Source organism: Leptolinea tardivitalis, from assembly GCF_001050275.1.
Taxonomy (GTDB): Bacteria; Chloroflexota; Anaerolineae; order Anaerolineales; family Anaerolineaceae; genus Leptolinea; species Leptolinea tardivitalis.
Genome location: NZ_BBYA01000014.1, coordinates 57,057 through 76,725, shown reverse-complemented (window position 1 = coordinate 76,725; position 19,669 = coordinate 57,057). Strand labels below are relative to the sequence as shown.

General features: G+C 44.2%; 17 protein-coding genes. 8 read left to right on the top strand and 9 right to left on the bottom strand.

Annotated features, from left to right (window positions below; translation table 11 throughout):
• Window positions 1-2 precede the first annotated feature (2 nt).
• From LTAR_RS15705 to LTAR_RS15680, 6 genes are all read right to left on the bottom strand, one after another.
• The gene (locus LTAR_RS15705) at window positions 3-1,226 is read right to left on the bottom strand and encodes a cysteine desulfurase (protein ID WP_062423264.1); all 1,224 of its coding nucleotides are present in this window, start codon (window positions 1,224-1,226) and stop codon (window positions 3-5) included.
• An 8-nt stretch (window positions 1,227-1,234) separates the two neighbouring features.
• Entirely contained in the window at window positions 1,235-1,537 is a 303-nt protein-coding gene (locus tag LTAR_RS15700; RefSeq protein WP_062423263.1) for a hypothetical protein, read from the bottom strand.
• Window positions 1,538-1,590: 53 nt separating this feature from the next.
• Window positions 1,591-2,940, bottom strand: a complete 1,350-nt coding sequence (gene sufD / locus LTAR_RS15695) for a Fe-S cluster assembly protein SufD (protein WP_158423461.1) — start codon at window positions 2,938-2,940, stop codon at window positions 1,591-1,593.
• Window positions 2,941-2,967: 27 nt separating this feature from the next.
• Window positions 2,968-4,380, bottom strand: a complete 1,413-nt coding sequence (gene sufB, locus LTAR_RS15690) for a Fe-S cluster assembly protein SufB (protein WP_062423261.1) — start codon at window positions 4,378-4,380, stop codon at window positions 2,968-2,970.
• A gap of 39 nt (window positions 4,381-4,419) precedes the next feature.
• Window positions 4,420-5,196: a Fe-S cluster assembly ATPase SufC gene (gene sufC / locus LTAR_RS15685; RefSeq protein WP_062423260.1), complete on the bottom strand. Its 777-nt coding sequence runs from the start codon at window positions 5,194-5,196 to the stop codon at window positions 4,420-4,422.
• 152 nt (window positions 5,197-5,348) lie between these two features.
• Window positions 5,349-6,545 carry a diguanylate cyclase domain-containing protein gene (locus LTAR_RS15680; protein ID WP_062423259.1) on the bottom strand — a complete coding sequence of 399 codons (1,197 nt, stop codon included), beginning with the start codon at window positions 6,543-6,545 and terminating at the stop codon, window positions 5,349-5,351.
• A gap of 188 nt (window positions 6,546-6,733) precedes the next feature.
• Between LTAR_RS15680 and LTAR_RS15675 the strand changes: the two genes are divergently transcribed.
• The 8 genes from LTAR_RS15675 to queG all read left to right on the top strand — a co-directional run bounded on the left by LTAR_RS15675 (window position 6,734) and on the right by queG (window position 14,469).
• Entirely contained in the window at window positions 6,734-7,366 is a 633-nt protein-coding gene (locus LTAR_RS15675) for a helix-turn-helix transcriptional regulator (protein ID WP_062423258.1), read from the top strand.
• The gene (locus LTAR_RS15670) at window positions 7,363-7,710 is read left to right on the top strand and encodes a metal-sulfur cluster assembly factor (RefSeq protein WP_062423257.1); all 348 of its coding nucleotides are present in this window, start codon (window positions 7,363-7,365) and stop codon (window positions 7,708-7,710) included. Before LTAR_RS15675 ends, LTAR_RS15670 begins: the two co-directional genes overlap by 4 nt.
• A gap of 108 nt (window positions 7,711-7,818) precedes the next feature.
• Complete coding sequence (locus LTAR_RS15665; RefSeq protein WP_062423256.1) at window positions 7,819-9,501, top strand: DUF6056 family protein; 1,683 nt, start codon at window positions 7,819-7,821, stop codon at window positions 9,499-9,501.
• 64 nt (window positions 9,502-9,565) lie between these two features.
• Window positions 9,566-10,540, top strand: a complete 975-nt coding sequence (gene corA, locus LTAR_RS15660; protein WP_062423255.1) for a magnesium/cobalt transporter CorA — start codon at window positions 9,566-9,568, stop codon at window positions 10,538-10,540.
• Window positions 10,541-10,776: 236 nt separating this feature from the next.
• Window positions 10,777-11,754, top strand: a complete 978-nt coding sequence (locus LTAR_RS15655) for an NBR1-Ig-like domain-containing protein (RefSeq protein WP_062423254.1) — start codon at window positions 10,777-10,779, stop codon at window positions 11,752-11,754.
• 22 nt (window positions 11,755-11,776) lie between these two features.
• Window positions 11,777-12,538, top strand: a complete 762-nt coding sequence (locus tag LTAR_RS15650; RefSeq protein ID WP_062423253.1) for an NBR1-Ig-like domain-containing protein — start codon at window positions 11,777-11,779, stop codon at window positions 12,536-12,538.
• Between the two features lie 18 nt (window positions 12,539-12,556).
• Window positions 12,557-13,225 carry an NBR1-Ig-like domain-containing protein gene (locus LTAR_RS15645; RefSeq protein ID WP_062423252.1) on the top strand — a complete coding sequence of 223 codons (669 nt, stop codon included), beginning with the start codon at window positions 12,557-12,559 and terminating at the stop codon, window positions 13,223-13,225.
• A gap of 101 nt (window positions 13,226-13,326) precedes the next feature.
• On the top strand, window positions 13,327-14,469 hold the full coding sequence (gene queG, locus LTAR_RS15640; RefSeq protein ID WP_062423251.1) for a tRNA epoxyqueuosine(34) reductase QueG: 1,143 nt from the start codon (window positions 13,327-13,329) through the stop codon (window positions 14,467-14,469).
• Here the strand turns inward: queG and LTAR_RS15635 are convergent.
• The 3 genes from LTAR_RS15635 to uvrA all read right to left on the bottom strand — a co-directional run bounded on the left by LTAR_RS15635 (window position 14,466) and on the right by uvrA (window position 19,662).
• Complete coding sequence (locus tag LTAR_RS15635; protein WP_062423250.1) at window positions 14,466-15,830, bottom strand: Ig-like domain-containing protein; 1,365 nt, start codon at window positions 15,828-15,830, stop codon at window positions 14,466-14,468. The genes queG and LTAR_RS15635 overlap by 4 nt on opposite strands.
• A gap of 61 nt (window positions 15,831-15,891) precedes the next feature.
• On the bottom strand, window positions 15,892-16,647 hold the full coding sequence (locus tag LTAR_RS15630) for a muramidase family protein (RefSeq protein ID WP_062423249.1): 756 nt from the start codon (window positions 16,645-16,647) through the stop codon (window positions 15,892-15,894).
• A gap of 129 nt (window positions 16,648-16,776) precedes the next feature.
• On the bottom strand, window positions 16,777-19,662 hold the full coding sequence (gene uvrA, locus LTAR_RS15625; protein WP_062423248.1) for an excinuclease ABC subunit UvrA: 2,886 nt from the start codon (window positions 19,660-19,662) through the stop codon (window positions 16,777-16,779).
• Window positions 19,663-19,669: the final 7 nt, after the last annotated feature.

The following is a 19,669-nucleotide window of genomic DNA, read 5'->3' as shown; positions in this document are numbered from 1 at the left end:
TTCTAATCAAACATCATCTTAACTTTATCGAGGCCTTTGATTAATGAGTCAACATCCTCTTTTGAATTGTAAAGGTAGAAGCTGGCTCGTGTGGTCGCAGGAAGTCCAAATTTGATATGAAGCGGCTGGGCACAATGATGCCCTGCCCTGACAGCAATTCCTTCACTATCAAGAATCTGGGCTACATCGTGAGGATGTATTCCACTCATATCAAATGCGAGTACCCCACCACGCTGATTATGTGGACCAATTACTTTTATTCCGCCGCTTTCTTCCAGCCGTCTTAATCCATACAGTGCAATTTCCTGCTCATGTTTGGCGATTTCTTCCATCCCAATGGATGATAAATAATCAATAGCGGCGCCAAAACCCACGGCTTCAGCAATAGCCGGCGTTCCTGCTTCGAATTTTGCCGGAACATCATTGGTTGAAAAACCTTCAAATGTTACTTTACGGATCATATCTCCACCACCCAAAAATGGCGGCATTTCATTCAATAGATCAAATTTGCCGTAAAGTGCTCCGATGCCTGTTGGCCCGCACATTTTGTGAGCCGAAAATGCCAGGAATTCTGCATCAATATCCTGGATATCAACTGGCAAATGCGGAACAGATTGCGCACCATCAATTAATACAATGGCACCGACTTGATGGGCCAGTGTGGTCATTTCTTTTACCGGTGTGATTGTTCCGAGGACATTTGACATATGCGCAAATGCAACCAGTTTCGGTTTTTTCTCCAACAAATTCTTATACGCATTCATGTCCAGAATACCGTCTGGTAGAACCGGAATGAACTCTATTCGTATCTTTTTCTCTTGGACCAGAATCTGCCAGGGTACAATGTTCGAATGATGCTCCAATTCAGTTAGAAGAACGAGGTCGTTTTCTTTTAGATTTTTTCGTCCCCAGGTAAAAGCGACCAGGTTTATGGATTCGGTGGTATTTCGTGTGAAAACGATGGACCTGGCAGAAGGTGCATGGATAAATCTTGCCACTTTTGCACGTGCATTTTCATATAATTCTGTTGCTTCTTCAGAAATGGTATAAACACCGCGATGGATATTGGCATTATGGCGATGGTAATAATCATCCATCGCATCCAATACAATCTGTGGTTTCTGTGTTGAAGCAGTGGAATCGAGATATATCAGCTTTTTGCCAGGATGAACTTCCCTGCTTAATATCGGGAAATCTTGTTTGTATTTTGAGAAATCAACAGACATAAGATTCTTTATAGCAGGTCAGCTTTACCAGAGATCGATTTCCCGGTTTTGGTTTTCGCCGGTGCCCGAAGGTTTGTTGAATTCTGTGGAAACCACAAAATATGGTCTGGCACCATCCAGCCGTCAGTAAGATAGACATTGCCGCGAAATTGAACGGCAACCATTTTCGCATCTACCTGAACCACAATTCCACGAACCCAACCGCGTACACGGTCTCCACCTTTATCGTGGTCGGCCAATACCTCTACGGTATCGCCTACATCAAAATTATTTTCCGGTGTCGGATCTTTCATGAAAGGTACAGATGCCAATTTTTGCTCCTGTATTTCAAAAAATTTGCCAATTCATATTACCACGGCAGAATTTATACTGCCATCTTATTATGAATGTACTGTTGAAAACGGTTGCGAACACCTTCAAAGGGGATTCTCTGCATAATCGGATCAAAGAATCCTTCTACAATCAGGCGTTCTGCTTCTTTTTGAGGGATACCACGACTCAATAGATAAAACAGTTCATCTTTATCGATCTTGCCTACGGTTGCTCCATGCGTACAACGCACATCATCTGCCTTAATTTCGAGTCCGGGAATTGAATCGGCATGTGCATTCCGGCTCAATATCAAATTTCGATTTGCCTGATACCCATCGGTTTTTTGGGCACCCGGAGCTACATAGATCATTCCCTGCCAGACTGAATGACTGTTATCCAATAAAGCCCCTTTAAACAGCAGGTCGCTTGTTGTATGGGGTGCCAGATGATTTTGTTGGGTATCGTGATCAAGATGTTGTGTTCCATCCGTAAAATAAAAACCTGACATTTTTCCCGTTGCACCTTCGCCTACCAGGTCAAGGTCTGTAAAGTTTTTTGTAAGGCGGCTCCCGATGGCACCAAAAGTCCACTCAATCGTGCCCTGGTTCTCGACTCTGGCACGTTCATTGGAAAAATTCCACACATTCTTTCCTAAGGATTGCAGTTCTACAAATTGCAATCTGGCATTTTCACCTATTAGAATCTCGACAATGCCCGCATGAAAAGCAGATCCATTTTCATTTTCAGGTGAAGCGGTTTCATGGATAAATGTTGCTTCCGAATTTTCTTCCAGAACAACAATGACATGGGAAAGTCTGGCAGTCTTTTCTATGGCACCCCAGATAATACTATGTAAAGGTTGGCTAATCTTTACATTTTTCGGTATGAAGAGAAAAATTCCATCTTGCCCAAAGGCTTGAACCATAGCAGGGAACAACCCCTCTTCTGGTTTGACAATTTTTCCGATGTATCGGGCTAATAGCGATGGATTGTTCTTTCGTAATTCCGAAAAAGTTGTGAACACCACACCTTTTTCCAGCAGATCATTGGATAATTTAATTTTTTCGTCATTTATTGAAAGAATAATCTGCCCTGCCTGTTCGGTATCGGCCAGTGGACGAAGGATTTCTTCAGGGGGGGTGGCAGCCGAATAATCATTTAAATCATTATTCTGTAATCCGAATTGACCGGCATTCAATCTGGACAGATCTGTTCTGCGCCATGCCTCTTCGGTAGTAGCAGGAATTCCTTGAGTCTTATATACTTCCCAGGCATGTTCCCGAACAGCTGCCAGATCTTTTGCCTTTTCAGGAACGATATCATTTTCTGAAAATGTGAATTGGGTTGATCTGCTTGCTGTTGATGTTCTGTTTCTGGTAATTACAACAGGCGTTTCATTCATAGGTTCTACCATCATCCGTCCGGTTTATCAACCGATGGATCCTTCCATCTGAAGTTGTATAAGCCGGTTCATTTCAACGGCATATTCCATTGGGAGTTCTTTGACTAATGGCTCAATAAAACCAGATACAACCATTGTGGTTGCCTGTTCTTCCGATAAACCACGGCTCATCAGATAGAAGAGCTGGTCTTCTCCGACTTTGCTCACGCTGGCTTCATGACCGATGGTAACATCATCTTCGTCAATTTCTATATACGGGTATGTATCTGATTGCGATTGTGGATCCAGCAGAAGTGCATCACAAACTACATTTGATTTGACATCTTCTGCACCTTTATATACTTTCAACAACCCACGGTACGAAGCCCGTCCACCAGCCTTGCTGATCGATTTTGATGTAATTTTGCTGCTGGTATGCGGAGCAAAATGAACTACCTTCCCGCCGGTATCCTGCTGCTGCCCTTTACCGGCGAAAGCCATAGAGAGTATCTCTCCGTGTGCTCCCGGGCCAACCAGATAACAAGATGGATATTTCATGGTAACTTTTGAACCAAGATTTGCATCCACCCATTCCATTGTTCCGCCTTCGTGCACGATTGATCGCTGTGTAACCAGGTTGTAGACATTATTTGACCAGTTCTGAATGGTTGAATAACGTACCCGTGCATTCTTTTTTACTACAATCTCAATCACGCCGCTGTGAAAGGAATCAGTTGTGTACTGAGGTGCTGTACATCCCTCGACATAATGAACCTGTGAACCTTCATCAGCAATGATTATCGATCGTTCAAATTGACCGATATTGGCACGATTAAGCCTGAAATATGCCTGTAACGGCAGATCAACTTTCACACCCTTTGGAACATAGACAAATGATCCGCCAGACCAGACAGCTGAATTTAATGCCGCGAATTTATTATCTTCAATAGGCACTACGGTTCCGAAATATTCCCGGAACAAGTCGGGATGCTGCCTGAGACCTTCCTCAATACTGAGGAAAATTACTCCCATCTTTGCCAGATTTTCCTGAATGGAGTGATACACCATTTCAGATTCATACTGTGCACCTACACCAGCCAGGAACTTTCTCTCCGCTTCCGGGATACCCAGTTTTTCAAATGTGTTCTTTATGGTTTCAGGAACATCGTCCCAGGTTTTACCTTCAGCCTCGGCTGGCTTGACATAATAATAGATATCATCAAAATTCAATCCAGTAATATCAGCGCCCCATTTAGGCATCGGGCGTTGTTGAAAATGTTCAAGTGCTTTCAGGCGGAACTCGAGCATCCATTGAGGTTCGCCTTTCATGGCTGAAATTTGTTCTACAACCTTCCGGTCAAGTCCCCGGCGTGTCTCAAATACCGATACATCTTTATCACTAAATCCATACCGGTAATCCTCGAGTTCATTTAAGAATTGAGCCTGCGGTTCGTTGCTCACCTTGAATCTCCAATCTTCACCTTTATTCGCATTTTCAGATCAGGCAGACGTACCGTTTTCCAGCTTTTCGCGTACCCAGGTGTAACCATGTTCTTCCAGATCCAGAGCCAGATCCGGACCACCAGATTCCACAATCCGGCCGTCCATCATCACATGTACAATATCTGGTTGAATGTAATTCAAAATACGCTGGTAATGGGTAATTACTAGCACACCCAGTTCCTTATTGCGCAGTGTATTTACACCTTCCGAAACAATTCGTAATGCATCAATATCCAGACCAGAGTCGGTTTCATCGAGTATGGCAATAGAAGGCTGCAACATGGCCATCTGGAGAACTTCGGCACGTTTCTTTTCTCCACCAGAAAAACCTTCATTAAGGTACCGTCCGGCAAAGGCCGAATCCACCTTCAACATTTCCATCTTTTCTTTCATGATTTTCCGAAATTCTAGGATGGGAATACCTTTATCGTCTGGATTTGCGGCTTTTCGATGAGCATTTACTGCCGTTCTCAGAAAATTCGCCACAGTTACTCCGGGAATTGAAACCGGATATTGAAATGCCAAAAAAATTCCCAGATGGGACCTTTCTGCTGGAGAAAGGTTTAATAAACTCTTTCCATCAAAAAGTATATCCCCTTCTGTTACCTGGTAAGACGGATGTCCCATCAACGTATTAGCCAGGGTGGATTTACCCGTCCCATTGGGACCCATTATGGCGTGTACTTCACCCTGAGGAAGCGTAAGATTCAAACCTTTAAGAATTGGTTTATTTTCTATTTGTACATGCAGGTTTTTTATAACCAGTTCACTCATGAAGAAAATCTCCTGACGTTGTTTTGAGATTGCCTAAAGTCTACCATTTTAGTGGGATTATGTCAATATTTATAATATTATTCATATAATTTAATATATTGTCAGGCAGGTTTTTTCTTCCCTGCCTGTATGTATCTTTCTCAATAGCTGACTTATTCCACTGAAACAGAAGGATCAAGTTTAATCACGACCCCATCAGCAATCTCTTCTATGGCAACATTATTAATATCGAGCTTGTTGGTAATATTCTCGATCACATTTGTTCGGTTTTTATCTGCAGCAAAAACAATCTCGTTATCTGAAAAATCTACCAGGCGTATATTTCCGATATTGGGGATGCAACTCAATTTTCGCTGCAATACTTCGATATCAGTCAGCGTATGGATACCACAAAAATGGATGGCTGTCTCATCGGCTCTTATTGTGTTTTGAGAGTTAGTTCTTTCGTACTCATGAAATGATGTTTCGATTTTGTCTGATTCCAGCACTTGATCTCTGTATTCAGAAATCTCCCGATAACCAGTTAAAACTGTATTGTTTTTTATGGCGTACTGTAATGCTGCTTCTGCTTTCAGAAGCAAATCTTCATCTATTATTGAATCTTCGGGGAAACTCACCACACCAATCTGCAGTTCTTTTTTAATTTTTTTATCCACCTGATCAATTAACCGTTTTGCAATGACCTCTGCACCGTCATAATCTGTTTCTGGAAGTATTACACCAATTTTGTCGATGTTAATAAACAAGGTATCTACATTCCGGCAATTATTGAACAGTATTTCACAAATATCCTTCAACAGGCTCTCTCTGGCTTCCAATCCAATAGTCTCGGCCATTTCGTCCCAGCCCCTCGTTTTTATTAGAAGCAGTGACATTTTCTTCCCATATCGCAGACTTCGGGAAATTTCATTGGAGAGAGCTTTTCGGGCGTAATTAAATCGCATCAACCCGGTGGTCTCGTCATTAATACGCATTTCTTCTATGAGTACATGATCTCGTTCAACCTGCCGGTACGATAAGAGTACCTGTTTGCCGGTATTCCAGGCAAGTACAGCCGTTCCAATTTCACCGGCCAGGAATGTGATATATACCATCAGACTGGTTGTATTGAATCCATACAACACATACAGCATTACGCCAAATACGATGACTGTGATGATATTCATCCCCCAGATGATGGCAGCGGTCATGGCTGATAGGGAAGCCGCCGCAACGGTGGCCAGAACCAGTGTTCCAGACATGGCTGTCTGAATATCGACATAGAATAAAGCGGCACAAGATAGAGCAAGCCAGATACATAATAGCCCGGGATACAATATCAATGTTCTCGCCGATGGTGTATTCTTCATTGCCCGTCTACCTTTCCTTTAACCGGTAAATCATGTACGCCTATAATTGTAACTATGAAAAAAATCTTAGGCAACTATTTGAACGTTAAATCGACATAATAAATAATTATTAGTATAAATATCATGTATATTGACTATATTCTTTTCTCCATGCTATACTAAAAACATCATTTGGGATTTGAGGAAGAATGAAGAGTACACGAGAAAAAATACTCGAGACACTGTTGGATAAGCCTCGTTCAACAATTAATGAATTGGCAAAAGCAGTTTCGATTAATTCAATATCGGTGCGCCATCATTTGACCAGTCTATTGCTTGACGGTCTGGTGGAAAGTGAAGAAGAACGTCATGGAGTTGGAAGGCCCCATCTGGTCTATTCGCTCAGCCAGAAAGGAATGGAGCATTTTCCTACACGCTACTTTGAGTTGACTTCCCGCCTGTTGGACCAGATGAAGGAATCGCTCCCTGCCTCTGTTATTAATCGTTTCTTTACAGATATGGCAGAAAATCTTGTGAAAGATTATGAAAAGCAGACCAGCGGTTATTCCATTGAACAGAAACTTGATTTCATCAAGAATCTACTGCAGAAGCAGGGTTTTTCAGTAGGCTGGGAAAAGAAGGATTCTCAATACTTTATTTTTGAAAATGGTTGCCCGTATTACCATGTAAGTCAGGCGCACCCTGAAATTTGTTCGGTAGATCAAACCCTGATTTCCAAAGTTATGAATATACCCGTAGAAAAAATCAGCTGTGTTTTAAGTGGTGACTCCAACTGTGTCTATTGCATATCCCAGGAAACATTGGAAGGATCCAAATTATGACGTCTGTCCCTGGAACAAATCGTCCGGTCTGGTTGGCAGAATCCACCCATCCTGATCTCATGCCGGCTGTTAAAGAAGCGTTATCCCAGGTGGTCGATCCAGAAATTGGGTTGAATATTCTTCAACTTGGGCTGGTACGCGATCTGATGATTACGGAAAAGAATGCCATTCTTAAAATGATTCTTACAACCCCCTTTTGTCCATATGGTCCTGCTTTGCTGGATATGACCCGTGTAAAAGCAGAAGAAGGTTTGAAAATGCCGGTAGAAATCAGTCTCGGCATGGAAATGTGGGATTTTTCCATGATGGAAGAAGGATTGGGCGGTGATTGGGGTCTCTTTTGACGTTTTTTCAACTTCATTGATCATGAAACATAAAAACAGATTTCATCCCCGTGAAATCTGTTTTTCTTTATAATCAAGTATTCCATTTCTTTAAAGACAATATTTATTATGCTAAAAAAATTGGCTTTTTCCGGTTCTTCTTCCAAAGCTACATTTGTTGTGATCTTTATATTAAGTTTGATTTTTGTCGGTCTAACCAATAGTGCAGTATTCGCTTTTTTCACTGGTGGAAAGGCGCTTCAGGGACGAAACCTTATAATCCAGATTGGTTTCTCCATCGGGTTGTTCCTGGCTTATTCTATCTTGATTCTGCTGCTTTTTCGCCGTCTGATTGATTGGCTGCTGACTCATGTCTATGCGCTCTTTTCTATTTTTGCGGTTCTTCCTTTGTTTTCCCATGCCTACATAGGCTCTTTCATCCGTTTTGCTGCGGATGATTTCAGTTCCGCCACCTTGGCAGTAAATAAAGGTGTTTTAAGTGCCACACTTGACTGGTACTTGAACTGGTCTGGTCGGTTTTCCGCCAGTTTCCTCGATAGTATTATGGGTTCTCTGCCGCCCAGCGCGATGAAATTTGAAACCGGGCTAACTCTTCTCCTCCTCTTTATTGGTCTTTTTTCAATTGTCTCCCAGGTCCTTTCCTATACTTCGAAGTACACAAAAATTTGTACATCCATTTTTCTGCCGGCTGTTATCCTGACTTCGACCTTTGCGATCGCTCCTGATCTCCCCCAATCCCTTTACTGGGGTCAGGGAATGCGATCATTGATTATTCCACTGGTATTCCTTTCCTTTCTGGTTTCCGGGTTAATTTATTTTCAAACCCGGCATACAGAATCAATTTCACCTTTATGGTTAGTGTTATTTGGATTTTCCGCTTTCTTTGCCGGCGGTTTCGGTGAAACATATGTGGTCATTCAGACATCTTTATTTGGAGTTTTGTTCATTTTTACCTTTTTCCATGAACCAGCAGGTTTTCGCAAGACGTTGGTATTATGGTCGGGTGTCGGTCTCCTTTGTTCCCTCGCTGCCATGGTTGTGATCATTGCGGCTCCTGGTAACCACATTCGCCAATCGTATTTCCCTCCATCACCTGACCCTGTTTCATTACTGGCCATTGCTTTTCGATCTTTTATAGATTTTGTGGGAATAATATTCCTTTCTCCCGAGAATCTGGTCGCCATGTTTAGTGTTTTATTATCCTCCGGGTTGGTTGGTCTTTTTCTCTCTCATGAAAATACAGCCGCTCAATTCTTTGTTATTAAGGGAAATCCTTTTTTCTGTGATTTCCGACATTCGCTGTCAACAATCTTTTTATCTGGCCTTCTCCTTATCTTTGTCTGCTTTCCACCGGCAGCATACGGAATGTCAGCCGCTCCACCACTCCGGACACAGATATTGCCGGGATTTCTGCTCACCTGTACGACTGCAATTCTTTCAACCTGTGGAGGCATCTTTTTTGGTTATCGGGTATCCAATTTTGTTGAAAAATCACTAAAGAATAGGTGGCCGGTTTTTATCGCTCTTTTTTTCTTCATCGGCTTCTCGTTGACTATGACTCGCGATGTACTTTCTGTCGCCCCAGATTATCGTTTCTTCGCCTCACGTTTTGACCGGGCTGACCAAATGATCCGGAATGCCAGACAAAATGGTAAAACTTCTGTGTCTATTCCAGAAGTACATAATCCATTCGGTTTAAGCGACTTTGGTGCCGGAACCACATTATGGTTGGATGGTGCAGTCGATTCATATTATGGAATTCATGTGATAATCAACAAGAACATGAAATAATCAAGTATTCCGCAGATCGTTTTTCTACAAAAAATCTGGAACCTTATTTGCTATACTCTCAACTATGATCAAATCTGTCAGACTTGAAGCAGGCAAACCACCCGAATCCATATCTCTATCAGATATTTCTCGCTTTCTAGAAAAACCGCGGGGAATCATCTGGGTAAGTCTGGAAAAGGCTTCCAATACCGAAATTGAATCCATCCTCTCCGGAGTGTTTAATTTTCATCCTCTGGCTATTGAAGATTGCGAGAGTATCGGTTACCAGACCCCAAAAGTGGATGATTTTGATCACTATCTCTTTATCATTGCCAATGCCATCCACCCGGATGCCAATTTAAAAGACCTTGCCACCAGCGAACTGAATATTTTTCTGAGCGAACATTATATAGTGACATGTTTCACGGACGAAGCCATGTCTTGCGTGCAAAATATCTGGCAGCGTATGTCCAAAGATGACCGTCTTTCTGCACGTGGAGCCGATTTTATCTGCCATGCCATTCTGGATACGCTGGTTGATGAATATATGCCGCTTCTGGATAAAATGGATGAAGAAGTTGAATGGCTGGAAGATCAGGTTCTGGCCAATCCTGAAACGGCCACCCTCGAAAGGCTTCTCACCCTCAAACATATGGTTATGTCGTTACGTCGGGTGATCAGCCCCCAGCGCGAACTGATCAACCGCTTAACCCGCGATGAATTCCTGCAGATTAGTGCCGTCAGCCGCATCTATTTCCGTGATATCTATGATCATTTGGTTCGGATTCAGGATATGAGTGAATCCATCCGCGACATTGTCTCAGGAGCAGTTGATATTTACCTGAACTCAACCTCTCTCCGTCTAAATACCGTGATGAAAGCCCTCACCATCGTTTCGACCATCTTTCTTCCGTTGACCTTTTTAGCGGGTGTCTACGGAATGAATTTTAAATATTTCCCCGAGCTTGAGCTTACCTGGGCGTATCCAGCGCTCTGGTTTGTTTTTCTCCTGATTGTTGTTTTAATGCTGACATTCTTTAAAAAGCGTCAATGGTTTTAATAAAAGGAATATTTCTAGAGAGTAAACTTTTGTCTTAACTTCGGAAAACGGTTCTCTGCATTTTTTGAGTTGACTTGTATAAAACAACTTATTTGAAGTCAACGATCATTTCACAATGAAAAGGATGAATCTCTCGTCAATTTCAACCTGTTTCTATTGTAAATTGTGTTTTCACTCGTTTTTTGATGCTTTATTAAGCGTTATAATGTACCTGATTTTAACCTGGAGGAAATGCTATGACTTTGAAGAAAAGATTAATAGGGTTAAATACCCTCCTGATCCTCTCTCTGGCGTTGACAGCCTGCGGTCCACAGGAGACTCCGGCCCCTACGATTGATGCCAATCAATTGTTCACTCAGGCGGCCGTAACGGTAATTGCCCAATTGACGCAGAATGCGCCCACCGTCACCCCGACCATCCCGGCCACCAATACACCAGAGGCCACAGCCACACTGGCGGCGCTGCCAACATTGGCGATGCTCCCCACTCTGGCTCCCATGCCGACCGCAACATCCGCTGCCGCCAACAGCCCGGATAAAGCACTGTATGTCACCCAATCACCGGCTGATAACACTTCTGTAAAAACCGGCCAGGTATTCAATATCATCTGGCGGCTGCGCAACGTCGGAACAACCACCTGGAATCAAAACTACCAGTACCGCTTCTATTCTGCAGCCAATAAGATTCCCACCTCTGCCAACGGGTATAACCTCACCACCACCGTGGCTCCCAATGCCGAAGTGGAATTGAAGGTTGTGGCCACCGCACCGGGTACCCCCGGCACCTATGACACCCGCTGGGTGCTCACCAATCCGGAAGGTGTTAACTTTTCTTCGTTTGACCTGACACTAAATGTAGTTCAAGGATCCAGTGGAAGCTCCTCTGAAGCAACGGCTACGGGTGTGCCTAATGCCTGTGATACACAAGAATTAGCTGGCGCTCCATGGGTTCTTGATCCAGGTAGTTCGAAAGATTTTACTATCTCTGGTGGCCAGGCAACAGTCTATTTTGTTGCAAATACCACAACCAATTCAGGAATAAATATTAAAGCATCTTCCTACAATAATGATGTACCTGTTGGTCAATCGGTATCTGCAGAGCATTTTGGATCACCATCAAAAGATCCCAGCTCCTTTACAATTACGGTTACAGGATCTGCATCAGTAAAAATCACAAAAATTCTTTACTGGGCAGCCAATAATTCATGCCCGTAAATCAAAACAGGTGAGACTTAGTATGAAATCGAATTCACTAAGATTAATATCGCTGCTTTTTATGGTTGTTACCCTGTCGGGTTGCGGCAGTTCAGCCAGCCCTTCTGCCCCTGTGGCAGAAGGGCCTACGGTTGACCCCAACCTGGTCTTTACTTCCGGCGCACAAACGGTGGTCGCCCAGATTACGCTGGACGCTGCCAGCCGTCCTGTTCCCACCGCCGCCATTCCCGTGACGCCCACGGCGGAAACTCTGCCCACGCTGGCTCCTCTTGCTACAGTCGAAGGCGGTGCAGCCCAGCCCCCTGCTGGTGCGGCTGTGACACCCGGTGCCGTGATTGACCAGAATGCCACCTTGCCGGCTGCCCCGGCTTTGCCCACCATGACCAACCTGTCCACGCTGGCCCCGGCAGCCTCTCTGGCGCCGGCTGCACCTGCGGGAACGGTTGTGGCACAGATTCCAGACAAATTGCAGTGGGTTTCCAACATTCCTGCCGATAAAAGCAAGATTCCCGCCGGCAAGCCGTTCAAAATCACCTGGAAACTCCAGAATATCGGCACCACAACCTGGACCAACTCCTATTCCTTTAAGTTTTATGCTGGAACACAGCTTTCCAAAGCGGCTGCCTACCCGATCACAAAAGATGTTAAACCCAATACATCCATCGATTTCACCGTGGATTGTGTGGCGCCTGCAACACCCGGTGAGGTATATTCCCTGTGGGTGCTGCAGAGATCAGACGGGTTGAATGTCGGTAAGTTTGACATCACCCTGACCGTTCAGTAATTTTTGAAGGAAACGATCATGAAACTCCCAAAGAGTATCCTTCTGCTTCTGATTGCCGCAAGCCTTTTCAGCCTCACCGGTTGCAATGCGCCTGCTACGGCAACTCCAACCGCAGAACCCACCCTGGATGTGGCGGCCATCAAACAGGAAATCTACCAGACAGTGGTAGCCCAATTGACGGCTGACGCTCCAAAGGCAACCCCCACTGCGGCTGCCACGTCAACTCCGATAGATACAGCCACAGCCGCCGCACCTGTTGCGCCTACTATCACGCTCCCTGCCATCATCACCGTGGCGCCTAAATCAACATTCACTGCGGCAAGTTCCTATACCCGTTACCCGACCTGGACGGTTACTCCCTATACAGATCGCGCCTCCCTTTCCTTCCAGAACCCGGCAGACGGCCTGGTAATGGCACCCGGTCAGGCTTTTGATGTCAAATGGGTTATAAAGAACATAGGCGCCCGCGATTGGAATAATGAATTCTACATTCGGTATATCAGTGGCGTTAAAAGTTCCACTTTTGAAGTACTGATGCTCCCGAAAGTTAATCGCGGCGGTGAGACAGAGATTTTGGCTGATTTTGTCGCTCCCCAGAAACCCGGTAACTACGTATCAAAATGGGGTCTGGTCAATGATGACGGAGTAACCTTCTTCCACTTCAATTACGTTTTCTCTGTAAAATAAGATCAGCAGTTCAATTATTGAAAAGACTGTGAGGGAAATCTTCACAGTCTTTTTTTCTGTTTCTTTTCGTACCAAAATTTCCGACAAGTATAATTAATTTTATGTCCACATTTATAACCGCCAATGAAATTATTTCGATTACCTCCCGCCATGGATTTGTACTCTGCGGAGCTGCCAGCACCGATCCTTTGCCTGAGTTTGACCGGTATCTGGATTGGATCAAGGCTGGATATCAGGGAACCATGCATTTTTTAGAAGATCCCAAAGGTATGAAATCACGGTCAAATCCAGAGCAATTATTCCCCGGCAGTATGTCTGTGCTTGTTCTGGGAGCCAGATATACTATAGATCGATTGACGGAAAGTCCGTTTCCATTATCCGGTCGAATCGCTTCGTATGCCTGGGGGAAAGATTATCATGATGTGTTGCAACATCGGGCTGAACTGGTGATGTCAGATATTTCTGATTCTTTGGGAAAACCGGTTGAAAATTTTGTGGCAGTGGATTCTTCTCCCATTCTCGAAAAACCCCTGGCCAAACGTGCCCGCCTGGGCTGGACGGGTAACAACTCTCTTCTGATTCATCCCCGATTGGGATCGTTCTTTTTTCTTACCAATATTTTCCTTAAAGAAAAACTTGACCCTATCTTTAACAATCTGTACGGTTCCTGCGGAACATGCCACCGTTGCATTGATGCCTGTCCTACCGCCTGCATTTTGCCCGGCGGATTGCTGGAAGCCCGCCGATGTATCTCATATTTAACCATTGAACATCGCGGCATAATTCCGGTCGAACTGCGAAAGTCCATGGGGAATTGGATATATGGATGCACGATCTGTCAGGCTGTGTGTCCGTGGAATCGAAAACCTGGAAATAATTATGTACTTCCTGAATTTGAAGCTGCAGATGAACGTGTCATCTTTCCTGATTTGGTCGAAATTGTCCATCTTTCGGATGATGAATTCAAATCTCGTTTTTCCGGTACATCCTTAAAACGGTTGAAGCGTTCCCGTCTTGTCCGGAATGCTGCCGTTGCTTTAGGGAATTCCGGTCAATTGGATGCCGTAAAACCGCTTGGCTGGTTACTTGAAAATGAACCAGATCCTGTCATACGCTGCCATGCTGCCTGGGGATTGGGTCAGATTCGTACATCAAAAGCCCGAACAATTTTATCTGTCCGGCTTACCCGGGAGATAGATTCATCTGTGCAGTCTGAGATCAGGCAGGCTCTTGACTTGCCTTAAGGAACCCAATTCGGCAAGGCAGCGTCATTCGCAATAATGGTGATATTTCCGTCATCTTTATTCCATTTTGCAATGCGTGGTTTCACATCAGAAGTACCCATTTGTGCCTGCTGAAATACAATTTCGTCTCCATCAGGCCTCCACTTTGGTGCGGCATTGATTAATGAATAATTATCAGTTATTTGTTTGATTTCTTTCGTTTCCAGGTTGATTAACCAGATTTGACGTGAAACTGGTCCATCTGATTTTCGAACACCGGCAACTAAAAAACGTCCATCGGGTGACCAGTCAGGTTCACCCAACTCTATATCGTCTAATTGACCGACCATTGGTTCACTAATTGTGCTTGATCCAAGATCGACTGAGTAAAGTTTTGAAAAAACATCATCGTGTCCGGGCATATCATCCACAAAAACCATATGAGATCCATCAGGCGACCAGGTTCCACGCTGTATTCGACTGGTTCCGAGCAAAAAGTTGTTCTTTCCTTCAGGGATCATAACGCGAATGCCCTTACCGATGGAGTCATAAAACGCTATTTTTTTCCCATCTGGTGAGAAAGAAGGAAGGATACCTGGCATATTTTTTTCCTCGGCAAGTGGTTCTGGAGAATATTTACCTTCGTCAAGAATCATTGTGTAAATATATGATCGAATGCTGGTAGATCCATCCATAGGATCATGATTCCACGAAAAAGCCATCAGGTGACCATCGTTAGAGACAGCGGGATCTCCACATGATTCTTTCATGCAATCCAGTATTTTCACATCTTTCTGACTATCTATACTAATTTCATGAATATCCGAACCGCCGGAAGAATTTTTTACGGAATAAACAAAACCAGAGCCATCCGGTAGAGCGGCGAAATCTATGATATTCCCCCTGGTTTCTGTAATTTTTGTTACAGTTCCGTTGCCATCGGCCAAAAAAATTTCTGGTGAAGTGGTAGCCTGCCCCAGGAAAGCAATGCGGGGTGAACGAATGGAATAAGTCCATACATAGTCGCTTTTCAGAGTTCTTCCATCCAGGCTGCTGGCGCCACTGATCAGCTTAATCGTTAAATTTTTGCCAGCCATGAAGGCAGAATCCGGAAAAATAATTAGTGTTTTATTAATCCATGAAAATTTTACATGTGTTTCTGGAATGATCTGAATTCGACTTTCCACAGAATTGGTATTCATGGATTCGGGAAACGTCAATTTGATCGAAGAAACCATTCCAATGGAACTATCGGCATCCGGTTTGATCTTTGGGTCGGGTAATGAAAAAAAAGGGGGTGCAAATACTAATACAAGGCCTCCCACCACCAGAATTCCAAAACAAATATAAAGTATTAATGGATATGTTTTATTTCTGCTCATAGAATAAAGGGCGGGTAAATTACCCGCCCTGCAATCTTCTTCCTTTGTGAAAGGTATTTATCTATTTCGGTTTAGTCGCTGTTACTGTGGCAGCTGCAGCGGGCTGTTTAGTTCCGCCAATTTGCGTACCGCCGGGTGTAATAGTAGCCGGCCGGGTTGGAACAATAGTGACAATATTGACAGGGATTTTTAATACCTGACCGACATAAATCAAATTGGCATCTTTTAATTTGTTTGTTGTAAGAATGTTCTCAGCCACGCTGTTGAATTTGCTGGCTATTTTACCGATGGTATCACCTGGTTCCACAGTATACTCCACCAGCGTGCCAGATTTAATATTCTGGGGAATTGGGGTATCTGTCGGTAATACAGCTCCTGGCTGTGGAATCAATATCTTTTCTCCTACACGGATATTGCAATTGGCGCCCAATGCCGGATTTAGCAGCACGAGAGCCTTTACCACGGTGGAAAATTGATCGGCAATTTTCTGGCAATAATCACCTTCTACTACCGTGTATTCAAACGGTCCACTTGGAGTAACTGTCTCGGTGGGAGCCACCGTCAGAGTCAATGTAGCCGTCTCAGTAGGAGTACTGGTTGGAGGTACGGGTGAAGCGGTGAAAGTCAATGTAGGTGTGCTTGTTTTTGTTGATAAAAAAGGCAAATCAGGTTTATTCGGTCCTGAAAGCCAGAACACCAGCAGTAGGACGCCGCCCAGAATTAATACACCGGCCAATCCTCCTATGAGGAACGGCATGGATTGCTGCCGTTTTTTGTATGAATCAATGACATTTTGTGGGTTTTCTTTTCCAGCCATAGGATTTCCCATTCTCTTTTGGAATTTCAGGCAAATGATAAGCCTTACGTTCCTGGTTTATCGTTGCTCAGTTAATCCTGCTATCAGGCATTCTACTTGATTCTTGCTCTTTATGCGAGTCACCTTCATCTATCTGTTTGTCAGTAAAGGCTTCAGGAATTTTCCCGTATATGACGTTTCAACAACAGCAATTTGTTCCGGCGTTCCGGTTGCGATAAGTTGACCACCACGGTCTCCTCCATCCGGTCCCAGATCAATAATATAATCTGCAACCTTGATAATGTCGAGGTTGTGTTCAATAATGATAATCGAATTACCATTATCCACCAGACGCTGCAATACTTCAATCAGCTTATGAACATCGGCTGCATGTAATCCAACGGAAGGTTCATCCAGAACATACAAAGTTTTCCCGGTTGCCCGGCGAGAAAGCTCTTTTGCCAGTTTTACTCGTTGCGCTTCACCACCAGAAAGTGTGGTTGCTGGTTGGCCCAGACGGACATATCCCAAACCTACGTCCATCAAGGTACTCAGTTTTGCCTGAATATTGGGGAAAGCAGAAAAGAATTCGATGGATTCCTCAATGGTTGAATCCAGGACATCCGCAATGGATTTTCCTTTAAATTTGACCTGCAGTGTCTCACGATTGAACCGGGTTCCGTGACAAACATCGCATGGAACATACACATCCGGCAAGAATTGCATCTCTATACGCAATTGTCCTTGACCCTGGCACGCTTCGCAGCGTCCTCCATGAACATTAAACGAGAAACGTCCACTTTTATAGCCGCGAATCTTGCTTTCGGGTAATTCGGCAAATAGTTGACGGATTTCATCGAATAAGCCGGTATAAGTGGCCGGGTTGGATCGCGGGGTACGTCCAATTGGTGACTGGTCAATATTGATGACTTTATCGATATGTTCAATACCTTCAAGTCTCTCAAATTCTCCCGGCTGTGTATGGGATCCATAAATTTGTTTTGCCAGCTCGGCATACAAAATGTCAATCATTAATGTGCTCTTGCCGGATCCTGAAACACCAGTGATACATGAGAGTACTCCGAGAGGGATATGCACATCAATATTCTTCAGGTTGTTGGCCCTGGCGCCCCGAATTACCAGCTCTTTACCATTGCCTTTACGTCGTTTTTGGGGAATGGGGATTTTTTTCCGTCCACTCAAATATGCTCCGGTAAGAGAGTTTTCATCCTGAAGAATATGATCAACTGTTCCGGCGGAAATAATTTTTCCTCCATGTTCGCCTGCTCCGGGACCCAGGTCAATAATCCAATCTGCTGCCCGAATAGTCTCGTCGTCATGTTCAACTACCAGAACAGTATTACCCAGTGACACCAATCCCTTTAATGTGGCCAGGAGCCGGTCATTATCTCGCGGATGCAAACCAATTGACGGTTCATCCAACACATAAAGCACTCCCATCAACCGTGATCCGATTTGAGTTGCCAGCCGAATACGCTGTGCTTCCCCTCCGGATAACGATCCGGCAGGACGGCGTAATGTCAAATAATCCAATCCAACATCAACAAGAAATCCTAATCTTTCTTTAATTTCCTTAAGCACCCGTTCGGCAATAGCCTGCTGTCTTGAGGTCAGGCAGGAATCTTTCTCCATTAGTTTCCTGATCCAATCCAGTGTCGTCACAACAGGCCAACCGGTTACTTCAACGATATTCTTTTCATCAATAGTCACCGCCAGTGCTTCCGGACGCAGACGCGTTCCCTTACAATTCGGACAGAGCCGGTCACACATATATTCGCTGATCTTGCTGCGAATGAATTCTGAAGAAGTTTCCCGGAATCGCCTCTCAAGGTTTGGAATTACACCTTCAAACGTAGTATCAAAGGTTGTTTTCCGGTCGTTTCGTCCGACCATATTCATGGTCACTTCCTGTTTTCCAGTTCCATAAAGAACTAACCGTACCTTCTCTTCCGGAATATCTTTAATGGGCATATCCAGGTCAATATCGAAATGTTCTGCAACAGCCTCCAGCATCTGCCAGTAATAACCACCCTGCTCGCGCGAATTGCTCCATTCCGTGGCAATAATGGCACCGTCGTTGAGTGATCGTTCCCGGTCAGGAATAAGCAGATCTGGATCGATCTCCAGTTTGCTTCCCAACCCTTCGCATTCCGGACAGGCACCGTGTGGAGTATTAAAAGAAAACGTTCTCGGCTCAATTTCCGGCAGACTGACCCCATGTTCCGGACAGGCCAGGTGTTCACTGAAAAATAGATCAGTGGGCGGGTCTACACTGAGGTTTTGAATCGTTACATAACCTTCACCAATTTTCAAGCTGGTCTCAATTGAATCCGTCAATCGTGAAAGGGCTGAATGTTGTTCTGACTCATCTGCCTGTTTATTTATCACCAGACGGTCCACTACAGCTTCAATTGTGTGTAATTTGAACCTGTCGAGGGAAATTTCATCTTCGAGATTGAAAACTTTTCCATCAACTCTGGCACGAACAAATCCCATTTTTCGGATATCGTCAAAAATGTTCTGGTAGGTTCCCTTTCTCCCCCTGACCAATGGTGCCAGAACCAGAATACGTGTGCCATCAGGCAACCCCTCAATAATATCAACAATTTCTTGAGCAGACTGCCGCTGAACTTCTCGTCCACAAATCGGACAGTGTGGAATCCCTACACGAGAATATAACAGACGCAAATAATCGTAAATCTCTGTTACCGTTCCGACTGTGGATCTCGGATTATGGGAGGTTGCTTTCTGATCGATGGATACTGCAGGAGACAGGCCTTCAATCGAATCGACATCCGGCTTATCCATTTGCCCTAAAAATTGTCTGGCATAAGCAGATAGAGATTCAACATACCGTCTCTGCCCTTCTGCAAAAATCGTATCGAAAGCGAGGGATGACTTTCCTGACCCCGATAATCCTGTAATAACAACCAGTTTATCGCGAGGAATATCTACATTAATGTTTTTCAGGTTGTGCTCTCTGGCACCTGTAACCCGTATTAAATTTTGCGACATAATTTCA